A 13,708-nucleotide genomic window follows, 5' to 3' on the forward strand; every position below is an offset into this window, starting at 1 on the left:
TTTATACAAAGGAAAGTTTATTTTTTAACCAATGCTCTTGCGTTTCCATCATAAAATCTGGGAAAGAATCATCTGCAATTGCCTTTCTTATTCCCTTCATCAGGTCCTGATAATAAGAAAGGTTAGCCCATGACAGCAACATACCACCTAAAGGTTCTTTCATCCGGATTAAATGATGTAAATACGCACGGGAATAATCACGCAATGCCGGACAAGACGATTCTTCATCAAGCGGACGAATATCATAAGCATGCTTTGCATTTCGTAAATTTATTCTTCCATTTCGAGTAAATGCCAATCCATGACGCCCTGCCCGGGTAGGCATAACACAATCAAACATATCTACGCCACATGCTACTGACTTCAAGATATCCTCTGGTGTTCCAACTCCCATGAGATAGCGAGGTTTCTCAACAGGAAGAACTGGTAATGTATTCATTAACATCTCCAGCATAACCTCTTGAGGTTCACCGACAGCCAATCCCCCTATAGCATATCCTTTAAGATCTAATTTTTTGAGTGCTTCCGCAGAAATCAATCTAAGATTTATTTTATTTCCACCTTGCACAATTCCAAACATTGCCTTACCAGGCTGATGACCGAATGCCAAAGAACAACGCTCAGCCCATCTTAAAGACAATTCCATTGCTCTCTTAATCTCTTTATCTTCTGCTGGCAAAGATATACACTCATCAAGCTGCATTTGTATATCCGAACCAAGAAGTTTTTGAAGTTCTATTGCGCGTTCCGGAGACATATGATGAAGACTTCCATCAATATGACTCCTAAAAGTTACACCATGTTCATCCACAGAACATAACTTTGAAAGCGACATTACCTGGAATCCTCCGGAATCAGTTAATATCGGATGTGGCCAACGAATAAATTCATGTAATCCACCTAGACGAGCGATACGTTCTGCACCAGGCTGCAACATTAAATGATATGTATTTGCTAAAATAACATCAGCACCTGTAAAGCGAACTTGATCAAGATACATTGCCTTCACTGTTCCAGCTGTACCAACAGGCATAAAAGCAGGTGTTTTAATAATGCCTCGTGGCATAGAAATCTCACCCAACCGCGCATGACCACTTGTTGCTTTTATTTCAAAATAAAACATATTACTCATTGCTCTTTCCGAAAAAGCAAACTTGCATCACCATAGGAATAGAACCGATATCCTTGCATAATTGCATGTTCATAAGCTTTTTTTATCTCTTCAAGCCCATAAAAAGCGGCAACCAGCATAAACAACGTTGATCTTGGAAGATGAAAATTCGTTATCAACATATCTACAATACGAAACCGATATCCTGGAGTTATAAAAATCTCAGTAGAACCTGACCACGGTTTAATAACCCCATCTCTTATCGCAGCGCTCTCAAGTAAACGAAGAGTTGTGGTCCCAACTGCAATAATACGTCGTCCTTCTGCTTTTGCAGCATTCACAGCCTGTACCGTTTTAACATCTATATATCCTATTTCACCATGCATTACATGATTATCGGTATTATCTACCCTTACCGGTATAAACGTTCCTGCTCCGACATGTAGAGTTACAAAATGCTTTTCAACACCCAAAACATCAAGATTATCTAAAAGATCAGATGTAAAATGAAGACCAGCTGTAGGTGCAGCAACAGCTCCTTGTACACAACCATATATTGTCTGATAATCTACAACATCATGTTCATCGACAGAACGCTTACGAATAATATAGGGAGGCAAAGGAATTTTTCCTATTATATTAATCTGCGCATCTAACTCCTCTCCTGATTTGGAAAAAACCAGAGTAATTTCTCCTGTTTCATGTTTTTCAAGGACAAGAGCACTTAATTGTATTTTCTTATCCTCTGAAGAAAAATAGATTGTATCTCCTTGTCTGATTTTCTTTCCTGAAGAAGGAAAAGCTCGCCACGAATCATCTGAAATACGTACATGCAAAAGAATAGATAAACGAACTTCGGCATATCCCTGACGAACACGGAATCCTTGTAACTGTGCTGGAATAACTTTGGTATTGTTAAAAATAATGACATCATTAGGTTTTAAAAACGTCAACAAATCACACATCCTATGATGAGAAAAATGAACAGATGGATGTGAATAAGCAACCATAAGACGAGAAAAATCACGTGGATATGTAGGTCGTAATGCAATGCTATGATCTGGAAGATCAAAATCAAACAGTTCAATGCGCATAAAGAATAACTCCGTATAGGATACCCAAACTACCTTAAAATCTCATTTTTTATTTAAAATCAAGGACTTAATACGAATCATTATACGCATTGATTGCATGATATAATTTCAAAAAATGTCCTCACTACACAACTTTTATCTATGAAAAACCTATCCGATCTTGTGAAGACTACTTACAATATCACACACCCTTAAATTATGTTTATTTTTTAGTTCAGTAACATTGACTTATTCAAAATAATATGAATATTATTTTCATGTTTTTAACTGTTATTCTTTAATTAAAGGAATTTTATTATGAAATTAAACCATTATATATTAAGTTTGTCTCTATGTCTTGCGTCAACTTCTGCTTTAGCAATTGAATATCCAATCGGTAAACCAAATTTATGTGGTGGGATGGAAATTGCTGCGGTATATCTGCAACCCATTGAAATGGAACCTGCTAATATAATGCGGCTTGCAGCTAAATCTGATATTCATCTTGAAGCTGATATTCATGCTCTTGAAGACAACAAGAATGGTTTCCAAGAAGGCAACTGGATGCCTTATCTGCAGGTTACTTACGAATTAACAAAACAAGGTAATGATTCCACTTTAAAAGGACATCTTCATCCCATGGTTGCTAATGATGGTCCCCATTATGGTGACAATATAAAACTATTTGGTGCAGGAAATTATCACCTTAAATTCACAGTTCTACCACCATCAAAAGAATCTATGTTCGGTCGCCATGTTGATAAGGAAACAGGAGTTGCTCCATGGTTTACAAAATGTGTTAGTGAATACGATTTCACATATGCTGGTACTGGTAAAAAAGGCGGATATTAAATTTATATACGCCAGCAATAAAAGGTAGGTTATTGCGAGATATAGCCGTGGATAATAACACGGCTATAATAAAATTTAAATTTATTGAAGGCACTTACTAATGCGTATTATTATAATTTTTCTTTGCCTTTTTATTATAACCCCAACTTATGCTGCACCTTTACCAAATTATGACTTGACGGTCACAGACGGAAAATTTATGCCTCAGGAAATTACAGTCCCGTCAGGACAAAGGTTCAAAATTACTATACGCAATACAGGAACAACCCCAGCAGAATTTGAAAATCTTTCCTTACGTGTTGAGAAAGTTTTAGGTCCAAATATTCAATCATTCGTTGTTATTCACCCACTCAAACCTGGAAATTATCACTTTATTGATGAATTTCATCTGGATATGAAAGGTTTTGAAATTATTGCAAAATAATTGATAAAAGAAAGGTAATTTTATGGGAGTTCCTCTTTTTATTGTCTGGAGAGAAAGCGTTGAAGCCCTCCTTATTATAGGCATCCTTTATTCTTGGTTGCAACGTGAAAAAATGACTTCTCATGTAAAATCGCTATGGATAGGTTCAGGCTTAGGAATCCTCTTATCAGGTATACTTGGAATAATAATGTTTATTGCTGGACATTGGTTCTCTGGCCCTGGAGGTGAATATTTTTTTACTTTTATGATGATTTTTGCAAGCCTTCTCATTCTGCATACGGTCATTTGGATGTACCGCAACGGCAAAAACTTGAAAAAAGAGCTTGAATCTGAAGCTGCGCAAAGCATAACTTCTTCTGGAACATTCGGTATCATGATGCTTGCTATGTTTGCAGTTGCGCGTGAAGGATCAGAAACTGTTATATTCCTTTCCGGTGTGGGAGCACAACAAAAAGGATCATCGCTGGGCTTGTTTATTTTGGGAGGTATTATTGGCTTCATATTAGCAGTTCTTACTTTCATTCTCTTGCAAAAATTTTCGAAAATTATTTCCTGGAAATGGTTTTTTCGTATCAGTTCTTTTCTATTATTAACGATAGGAGGAGCAATAGCAGTAAATGGATTTGATAAAGCTGCTGGTCAACTTTCAGCCTATGAACTTCCAGAATGGTTATATTGGTTTATGGATGATCCATTATGGAATACAGAATGGCTTTTAGCGGATAATAATATATTAACTGCATTGACAGGCTATCATTCTAATCCTTCTTTAATGCAGGTCAGCGTTTTATGCCTTTACTGGATAACAGCAATTATTATGTGCAACACCTGGAATAAAAAAAATATAACCAAAAGAAACCCTCTAATAGTGTAATGCTATGAAAAAATTCTTTCCTTTTTCTTTGAATGCTCTTGGACTAGCAATGCAAAGGCATCGTGCTCTGATTCAAGGTATTCAATGGATTATGGTTATAGTCTATCTTCTGCTCATTATCATACCTGCATGGATGGATCTACCAAAGCGTGAAGCACAAATACTAAATAACCTTGTTCTTTTTGCCCAGTTTGTATTCTGGGGCATTTGGTGGCCTTTTGTTATTTTATCAATGCTATTTTTAGGTCGGATATGGTGCGGTGTCTTTTGTCCAGAAGGTGCACTTTCTGAATGGACAAGCAGATGGGCAGGTCTTAACAAAACCATTCCTCGCTGGCTTAAATGGCGCGGTTGGCCAGCAGTTTCATTTGTTATCATGACACTTTACGCCCAACTGGTCAGTGTTTTCGACTACGCACAGCCTACCCTTTTTATTCTTGGGGGTTCAACCGTTGCAGCAATAATCATTGGATTTTTTTTTGGTCGTGGTACACGTGTCTGGTGCCGCTCTCTTTGCCCAGTAAATGGTGTTTTCAATCTTTTATCAAGGCTTTCACCGATAAGTTTTAAAACTAATCCAGAAGCCTGGGAGCGTTATAATGGATTAAAGTTGCCTGTTCATTGTCCTCCGATGCTCAATATACATCAACTGAACGGCGTTTCAGCTTGCCACATGTGCGGACATTGTGCTGGTTACCGCGATGCAGTGTCTCTCCAGTCACGTTCTTTCAATGAGGAAATTCTAGAACACGGTGCAAAAAAAAATAACATCTGGGAACTACGCCTTCTACTGTATGGTATGATAGGAGTAGCAATTGGTGCCTTTACATGGTCTGCGAGTCCGTGGTTTGTTCAACTCAAGTTGGTAATTGCGAAATGGCTTGTCGATTATAATATTTTATGGCCACTGGATGCTACAGCACCTTGGTGGATACTCACCAATTATCCAGAAAACAATGACTCTTTTACTTGGCTTGATGGTTTCTGTATCAGTTTTTACATCCTAGGAAACGGCCTGGTATTTGGTCTCTTCCTGAGTGCTATTCTTAATTTTATCGCTCAATTCTGTCATAAAACGACTCCATTTAAATATCATCTTGCGCAGGCTTTTTTACCAATCAGTGCAGCGGGGCTTTTTCTTGGGCTATCAGCAACAACTGTAAAATTATTACAATATAATGGTATTACATTTATATGGCTAGACAATATTCGCATCATAATCTTAGCTGGAGCAAGCCTTTGGAGCCTTTATCTTGCTGCCCGAATTATTGCACTTTATCAAAAACATATTCATAAATGGATCTTCAGTTTCTTACTTTTCAGTCTTGCACTCATACCAATTATCAGCTCATGGTGGCTCATGTTTTGGGGATGGAATATGTAACTTGGTATATTGATATTCATTGCATTTAATGCCTTAAATAGCTATACTTTTATGTAAAGATATCATACACAACTTTTTTATAAAAAATTGTAAAATCATTTACATTAGAAATTTTTGTAAATGATCTCATAAACCAAAAACATAAAACCAGTATTTTAATATACTTAAACATATGTTAAACTTTAAAATTATCTATGCAAAAAGGTGATCATCTCTTTCTTATTGATGCGTCGGGTTTTATATTCCGAGCTTTTTATGCTATGCCACCACTTCATCGTAAAGCAGATGGATTACCCGTTAATGCAGTTTCCGGTTTTTGTAATATGATCTGGAAGCTCTTAAAAGACGCTCGAAATACAGAAATTTCTATTACACCATCACATTTTGCTATCATTTTTGATCATCCTGCCAAAACTTTTAGGAATGTTTTATATGAAGGATATAAAACCAATCGTTCTGCGGCCCCTGAAGAACTCATAATTCAATTCCCTCTTATTCGGTTAGCAACACAAGCTTTTAGTCTTCCTTCTATTGAAATTGAAGGATTCGAAGCGGATGATATTATTGCCAGTTATACACGTGCTGCTGAAAAAGAAGGTGCAGAGATAACCATAGTTTCGTCCGATAAAGATTTGATGCAGTTAGTCAGCCCTTCTGTTTCTTTATATGATACTCTTAAAAATAAACGTATCGGGATTGATGATGTTTTAAAAAAATGGGGGGTACCTCCAGAAAAAATGATTTGCTTACAGGCATTAACCGGGGATTCTATTGATAATATTCCTGGTATCCCGGGTATAGGCCCTAAGACAGCTGCCTTGTTACTTGAAGAATATGGTAATCTTGATAATATTTTATTACAAGCTCATACCATGAAACCGTCTAAAAGACGGGACGCACTTATAGAACACGCTAATATGGCTCGTCTTTCTCGAGAGCTTGTAACGCTGCGTACTGACCTTCCCCTTCCAATACCACTTAATGAAATACTATTACATCCTCAAGAAGGTTCTCAACTTATTGCTTTTCTTAAAGCAATGGAATTAAATGCACTTATAAAGCATGTTGCTAAAGTATGTGACTGTGATGCTTCACTCATTGAAGCAGCTGATGTAGATCCAGGAGAAACCTGGCGTAAAAAAAATGATGAGCATAATTCTCCTAACACTGAAGTTTCATCTATTTCTGACAGAAAAATATTCACACCTCAGTCACTGGTAATAGAACGCTCTAAGAGCTTTAAACAATTAAAAACAGAAGATACATTTTCCTGTCAGCAGATTATTGATATTAATAACTTCAAAACTTGGATTCATAGAATACGGGATAATGGAATTGTTGGTTTCAAAGTCATCACTGATAAAATGGATATTTTAAATTCTAAACTCGTGGGATTTTCATTCGCTATGAAAGAAAAAACCATTCCATTATCACAAATACAGATTTCGGCAATTTATATACCACTGAATACACACAATACACCTGAGATCATAGAAGATGAATCAGCTTCAAAATTGTATATTCCTAATGAATTAGCACTGTCCTATCTTAAAGAACTGCTAGAAGATCCTTCTATTCTTAAAATTGGTCACAATATAAAATATGATATTATTGTGATGAAACGCTACGGGATTGATATTTGCAGCTTTGATGACACAATGCTTATGTCTTATGTATTAGACTCTGGACGTTCTGATCATAATTTAAAAACACTTTCTAAAAAATGGCTAGACCATATTCCTATAAACTACAAAGACCTTACTGGAACAGGAAAACTGCTGACTACTTTTGATAAACTACCCATATCACAAGTTAAAGAATACGCTGCCGAATGCTGTGATATAAATCTAAAATTGTGGATGCTCCTTAAGCAAAGGCTTGTCGCTGAAGGTTTGTTATCTGTATACGAACGGCTAGAACGGCCAATGGTAACAGTCCTGGGAGAAATGGAAACAAATGGTATATATGTAAACCAAGAAATTCTTTTGCAACTTTCTCATGAATTACTACAAGAAAGTATGATTTTAGAAAAAAAAATACATGCTCTTGCCGGTGAAAATTTTAATATTGCATCACCGAAACAACTGAGTAACATTTTATTTACAAAAATTGGATTGTCCAGTGGATTTAAAACGAAAACAGGACAAAAATCAACATCAGCCCAAGCTCTTGAAAAGATGAAGTTTGATGAAAATATCCTGTTACCAATGATTCTTGAATGGCGTCAACTGTCCAAACTCAGATCAACGTATACAGACGCTCTTCCTCACTATATTAACAAAAACACGCATCGAATTCATACTCATTATTCTTTAGCAGCTACAACAACTGGACGTCTTTCTTCTTCAGAACCAAATCTCCAAAATATTCCAGTACGAAACGCTTTGGGCCGTAAAATTCGTAAAGCTTTTATCGCTCCCCATGGAAAAAAGTTGATTTCTGCTGACTATAGCCAAATTGAATTACGTGTTTTAGCGCATATTGCACATGTTTCAGAACTTTGTCAGGCCTTCGCTGATGGGATAGACATTCATGCAATGATAGCATCTGAAGTTTTTAATATACCTTTAAAAGAAATGTCAATTGATGTACGTCGCCGTGCCAAAGCCATTAATTTTGGTATCATTTATGGAATTTCATCCTTCATGCTAGCCAATCAATTAGCTATTTCACGCTCTGAAGCTTCAGAATATATTGAACTCTACTTTAAGCGTTTTCCAGGAATACGTGACTATATTGAAACAACAAAAGCCTTTGTTCATCAGCACGGCTATGTAGAAACCATCTTTGGACGCCGAATATATTACCCGGAAATAAACGCACGCAAAGCATCAATTCGTCAATTTAATGAACGTGCAGCTATTAACGCACCTATACAAGGCTCAGCAGCAGACATCATCCGAAGAGCCATGATTCGTATGAAAAAAGATTTCATCCATCATAATATTTCAGCACAAATGTTGCTCCAGGTACATGATGAACTCGTTTTTGAAGTAAAAGAAGAGGAAGTTATTAAAAGTATACCCATTATATCTAAAGCCATGGAAAACGCTCCCTTTCCTAAACTAAACTTAATAGTACCTCTTAAAGTAGACATAAGAGCCGGTTATAATTGGGAAGAAGCGCATTGAGCTTAATTTGAATACATACTACGTTATAATTATATTATAAACCATTGATTTCATTTTATTTTTCTACCTTTGACTGTATATTTAAGAGAATACACCGAAGTTATTTATCTCCACAGCATTTATAGAAATTTGTGTTGATTTAATAAGTGCCTTCCTAATTTTAATTTTACAATTAAAAGACATAAAAAACAAATTCATATCCCTTTTTTCAAACTTTAGAAAAATAAAGGAAAAAATTTCTCTTATGGTGATGCTGTGTTAAAATTTTCTGATTCTGAAAATTTTAATAGCTTTATTCTCCTGTACTTAGAACGGCTAGAATTATGGCGTATGGAAGCCTTTGGGAAATAATCAATCTTATCAATGAAAACACGTAATAATACATCGGTTCCAAATTGAGAATTTAACCCTTCTTTTACTTCCTTACGAAAATTTTCGAGATCAAACTCTTTAAGTTTCTGTATATTAATTACAGAAGAACCAATAAGGAGTGTATACAAATGATCAGTAATCATTTCTTTCAAAAAAAAATTGATTTTCTTAGCTTTATCTTTCTCTATCATAAAAGATAATTGCACTACAAAATAAGCCTGAACATCTCCTTCAGAAATCACAGGAACAGAAACCTGCTCGCTTTTTAGTATTTCCGACATTTTTATACCAATATCTTCTGATTCATTAGGCTTATCAGGAACTGACATGTATAAAACAACATAGACAGTTGCCAATGTTACTATAGAAACCCATAGTCCAATTAAGAAAGTTCTTATCATATGTGATAAAATCCCAGAGGCTCACTTGTTAGAGTAAGTGCCATCAGTATCCATATTTTTCATTGTATTTTTTAATAAATTAGCCATAGTCCGGGCAGCTTCAAGGCAAGCTTCTAAATGGCAAGCATTGAATGTTAATTTTTCATGCACCTCACGTAATTTCTGAATACTGACGGGAGATAATTTTTCAGTATCAAGATCCTGGAACAACATAGATAATTCATATAAACAACGTCCTTTATTATTATTAGAAACATCAATATTAAATTGAGGGTTTTTACCAAGACTTTTATTTTCATTATCTATGATTTCTATAATACGATCAGATAATATACGAATACGATAATCTTGTGCCGTAGATTCTGTCATTTCTAATGCATTCACATTGATATTAATATTAGTCACTATATTTCCCTATCAGCAATCACAGTAGTTTTATTTTTCTGATCAAGATAGGCTTGGGAGGCAAGTCCCACTCCACCCTTAAGTGAGATCGCTGTACCAATATGTTGTGAAAGCAAATCTTTTAAGAAGTCCCCAGCAAAACCTTTTCCAAAAGGTTCGACCATTTTCTGTGGTAAAATAGATTTAATAAAACATTGAAGCACTAAAGATTCAAACTTGTTATAAATTTCTGGAATTTCCTCTACTTGATTTTTAGGAAATTTTATAGCAGGAAAACTCTGATCAAGATGACGACCTTTTGTCAAAAAACTAAGATCTCGTGTCTCTAAAACCTTCATATAACATATCCTTCTTTTGCAAAGATATATTTATTATGAATGTTAAAGCTTGCTAGAGGCTGGAGTCACAAGAAAATTATGTTCTATGTAACCTTGAATATTCTCTTCCTCAATCTCTATTTCTTCTAAAGCTTGAGCTACTTCTGCCCGCTCATTTAAGTGTTTAATTTTGAGCTTTTCAGATAGAAGACACGATTCCTGAACCTCTTGTAGATGCGTCAACTGTTGTTGAGTTTCCAGTAAACGTTGATAAAAACGAGAATACTGAGAAAGAAAAGAAGCATGTATTGGTAATCCAGAAGTCATTGCTGTCATTACAACTTTCATTAAACTCTCTGTTTGCATACGCTTGTATAAAGTATCCGCAAGATTGTTCTCTGTTATTTTTTTTAAACAACCTTGTACATTAGCCATTCGACGTAATCTCTTGGAATAAAAAACTTTAGTCATAAAAATTTACTTTCTTCAAAAGATAATCCTAAAAGAATGCACAAATTGATGTAAAAAAAATGATATTGATAAATATAAAAGAAAAAAGCCTATTCCTAACATGACAGGTAAAGATATAATGTACAAGAAAACTTGTGGAACCAGTTTATTAAGAAGTCCAACACTTATATTAAATATCAAATTAAATATGATAAAAGGACTAGATAAGCGTAACATAATATAAAATGTTTCCTGGAACACATTAACAAAAGTAACAAGATTAATACGGGAACTTATTTCTCCGCCTACAGGAATAACACTATAAGATTGTACAAGTGCATACAAAATGTCGTGATGGAAATCCATTGCAAGAAGCATAAGTAAACCTGTAATACCAATGAAAACTGCAACAGGCATTCCTACAGTGTTTTCAGAAATATCAATTCCTGATGCAACATTTAAACCTATCATTGTAGAAATAATTGTCCCGGAGAATTGTAATCCCAGTGCATATATACGTGTAACAATCCCGTATGCACTGCCTATCAATATTTCAATTACTATTAACAATATATAAGCAGGACCCAATCCAGAAACATTAGGATAAACGACATCCCATAAAAATGGGAGTATAATTATAGAAAACGCAATCGAAAAATATAAACGAACTTGTACAGGTATACACGCTGCTGAAAATCCTGGTAGAAACATGATACAACTACCTATGCGACAAAAAACCAGAAAAACAGATAAAATTTCCTTATGAAGATGAGATATCATGAAATAGAGCCAAGTATCTTTATTTCTATACCTTTAGCGATTTCCATATGAGAAAGTACTGGCAAAGAAGGGAACATGCGTTCAAGGATCATACGAATATAGGTGCGACTCTCTGGTGATGTCACAATAACAAAAGGTAATCCCCTATCAATATATTCACGAATAACCACTTTAGCTTGGTCAGAAAACTCTTCAATAGAACGCGGATCAATATTGAAGTCCATAACATCCCCTTTTGAATCCCGCTTTAATGCTTGATGAAAGACCATATCCCAATGGCTTCCTAATCTAAGGATACGCAACACACCATCATCCAAAAAATCACCGCAAAGCTGCTGAGCTATCCGAATACGAACATGCTCTACAATTTGTTCTGTCTTCCGTACATGGGGCATTAATTCAGCAATAATTTCTAAAATTAAATGCAAATTACGTATAGAAACACGCTCAGACAGCAATGCCTTGAGAACTGCCTGAATTCCAGAATATGATATATGAGAAGAACTTATCTCTTCAGCCAGTTTTTTATACTCTGGATCCAATTGATCAATCAACATTCTAACATCTTTGTATGAAAGAAGCTGAGATAAATTATTACGAATAACTTCACTAAGATGCGTTAACATGACAGAGGTATTATCAATAGGCTGAAATCCCTCACGCCGTATATCCTCTGAAAAAGTTTCTAAATAAGAAATAGCAGGAATATTAAAAGCGGGTTCACGAATCTCTTCTCCTGGAAAACTCGGTTTCTCTCCTGAACCAACGATAACCAATATTTCTCCAATACGAAGATTACTGGATGCAACTGTAGTCCCATGAATACGAATCTGATAACTCTTTTCTGGTAAGGAAATATCATTTGTTACCTTAATATCCGGGATAATAAATCCATACTGTTGGGCAAATTTTTTGCGCATCTTACCAACACGAAAGAGAAGTTCCTGCTGCGAAGAAAGAAAAAAAGTTGAAAGCATACTACCAAAAACCAGTTCAATTCCTGATACTCTTAACGCTGACTTTATTGAATCTTTATCTTCTTCTTGAGTTTTTCTTTCTTTTTTCTTAGAAATCTGAGAGGATTTATTCATTTCAATCCTATATGGAATATACCAACTTCCTAAAACAAATAAGCTTCCTAATATTAAAAATGGCATCGCTGGCAAACCAGGAATAAAAGCCATCACACCCATAAGAATTGCAGAAACTATCAATGCACGTGGATAACCAGAGAGTTGATCAACAACAGCTTTATTCGTAGAACCACTTAAAGTTGTACGTGATACTAAAAGACCCGCTGCCAAAGAGATAATCAAGGCAGGAACCTGTGATACAAGACCATCTCCTACTGATAATCTTACAAAGACATCGGCTGCTTGACTAATAGGCATATCATGCCGAAAATAACCAATAAGAATACCACCTAAAATATTTATCCCTGTAATAATAAGAGCAGCAATAGCATCCCCACGAACAAATTTTGAGGCTCCATCCATTGCTCCGAAAAAAGAACTTTCTTTTTCAAGTTCTTTACGTCGCTGCTGCGCTACACTTTCATCGATTAAACCTGATGAAAGATCAGCATCAATAGACATCTGCTTTCCAGGAATAGCATCCAAAGTGAACCGAGCTCCAACTTCTGCAATACGAGTTGCACCTTTCGTAATAACAATAAAATTAATCGTAATTAAAATCATAAAAACGACTAATCCAATAACAAAATCTCCTGACATCACTAAAAAGGAAAAACCAGACACTACTCTACTCACTGCATCATACCCTTCATTACCATGCGATAAAATGGCACGTGTTGTAGCTATGTTTAATGCTAAACGTATAATAGTAGAAAGCAAAAGCACTGTTGGAAATGAAGAAAATTCCAATGGTCTCTCAACCCATAGAGAAACCATTAAGATAAGGACTGATAAAGCTATGGAAAAAGCTAATCCTATATCAATAAGGAATGAAGGTATAGGTAAAAACAAAATACATATAACAAAAATAATACCTAGAGCAAAAACAATATCTTGATTATTTTTATTGATCTTCAAAAAAGCGCTAACAAGCGATTGAAACATATTTTTTATACCTCTTCATGAGGGAAGGTATGTCCTGTAAAATAGATTACAGGAAT

General features: G+C 35.4%; 13 protein-coding genes. 5 read left to right on the forward strand and 8 right to left on the reverse strand.

Annotation, left to right across the window (positions count from 1 at the left end; genetic code table 11):
• Window position 1: 1 nt before the first annotated feature.
• Both tgt and queA read right to left on the reverse strand, forming a co-directional pair.
• Entirely contained in the window at window positions 2-1,132 is a 1,131-nt protein-coding gene (gene tgt, locus B488_RS04440) for a tRNA guanosine(34) transglycosylase Tgt (protein ID WP_041770737.1), read from the reverse strand.
• The gene (gene queA, locus B488_RS04445; protein WP_015273345.1) at window positions 1,129-2,205 is read right to left on the reverse strand and encodes a tRNA preQ1(34) S-adenosylmethionine ribosyltransferase-isomerase QueA; all 1,077 of its coding nucleotides are present in this window, start codon (window positions 2,203-2,205) and stop codon (window positions 1,129-1,131) included. Before queA ends, tgt begins: the two co-directional genes overlap by 4 nt.
• 297 nt (window positions 2,206-2,502) lie before the next feature.
• Here queA and B488_RS04450 point away from each other — a divergent pair, with 297 nt between their 5' ends.
• The 5 genes from B488_RS04450 (at window position 2,503) to polA (ending at window position 8,849) form a co-directional block, all read left to right on the forward strand.
• Window positions 2,503-3,036, forward strand: coding sequence for an iron transporter (locus B488_RS04450; protein WP_015273346.1), 534 nt, complete (start codon window positions 2,503-2,505; stop codon window positions 3,034-3,036).
• A gap of 100 nt (window positions 3,037-3,136) precedes the next feature.
• Window positions 3,137-3,460: a cupredoxin domain-containing protein gene (locus tag B488_RS04455; protein ID WP_015273347.1), complete on the forward strand. Its 324-nt coding sequence runs from the start codon at window positions 3,137-3,139 to the stop codon at window positions 3,458-3,460.
• Between the two features lie 22 nt (window positions 3,461-3,482).
• Entirely contained in the window at window positions 3,483-4,334 is an 852-nt protein-coding gene (locus B488_RS04460; RefSeq protein WP_015273348.1) for an FTR1 family iron permease, read from the forward strand.
• Window positions 4,335-4,338: 4 nt separating this feature from the next.
• The gene (locus tag B488_RS04465; RefSeq protein ID WP_015273349.1) at window positions 4,339-5,718 is read left to right on the forward strand and encodes a 4Fe-4S binding protein; all 1,380 of its coding nucleotides are present in this window, start codon (window positions 4,339-4,341) and stop codon (window positions 5,716-5,718) included.
• A gap of 194 nt (window positions 5,719-5,912) precedes the next feature.
• The gene (polA, locus tag B488_RS04470) at window positions 5,913-8,849 is read left to right on the forward strand and encodes a DNA polymerase I (protein ID WP_015273350.1); all 2,937 of its coding nucleotides are present in this window, start codon (window positions 5,913-5,915) and stop codon (window positions 8,847-8,849) included.
• A gap of 242 nt (window positions 8,850-9,091) precedes the next feature.
• Here the strand turns inward: polA and B488_RS04475 are convergent, their stop codons facing one another.
• Genes B488_RS04475 through flhA form a run of 6 tightly spaced genes read right to left on the reverse strand, consistent with a single transcriptional unit; the run spans window position 9,092 to window position 13,652 of the window.
• On the reverse strand, window positions 9,092-9,622 hold the full coding sequence (locus B488_RS04475) for a hypothetical protein (protein ID WP_015273351.1): 531 nt from the start codon (window positions 9,620-9,622) through the stop codon (window positions 9,092-9,094).
• A gap of 21 nt (window positions 9,623-9,643) precedes the next feature.
• Complete coding sequence (locus B488_RS04480) at window positions 9,644-10,027, reverse strand: hypothetical protein (RefSeq protein WP_015273352.1); 384 nt, start codon at window positions 10,025-10,027, stop codon at window positions 9,644-9,646.
• A complete protein-coding gene (locus B488_RS06905; RefSeq protein WP_015273353.1) occupies window positions 10,027-10,365 on the reverse strand; it encodes a rod-binding protein in 339 nt (112 codons plus the stop codon). Before B488_RS06905 ends, B488_RS04480 begins: the two co-directional genes overlap by 1 nt.
• A 42-nt stretch (window positions 10,366-10,407) precedes the next feature.
• A complete protein-coding gene (locus B488_RS04490; RefSeq protein ID WP_060774426.1) occupies window positions 10,408-10,815 on the reverse strand; it encodes a hypothetical protein in 408 nt (135 codons plus the stop codon).
• A 15-nt stretch (window positions 10,816-10,830) separates the two neighbouring features.
• Window positions 10,831-11,574 carry a flagellar biosynthetic protein FliR gene (gene fliR, locus B488_RS04495; protein WP_015273355.1) on the reverse strand — a complete coding sequence of 248 codons (744 nt, stop codon included), beginning with the start codon at window positions 11,572-11,574 and terminating at the stop codon, window positions 10,831-10,833.
• Entirely contained in the window at window positions 11,571-13,652 is a 2,082-nt protein-coding gene (flhA, locus tag B488_RS04500; protein WP_015273356.1) for a flagellar biosynthesis protein FlhA, read from the reverse strand. The genes fliR and flhA overlap by 4 nt, the downstream gene beginning before the upstream one ends.
• Window positions 13,653-13,708: the final 56 nt, after the last annotated feature.

This window comes from Liberibacter crescens BT-1 (assembly GCF_000325745.1).
Classification (GTDB): domain Bacteria; phylum Pseudomonadota; class Alphaproteobacteria; order Rhizobiales; family Rhizobiaceae; genus Liberibacter; species Liberibacter crescens.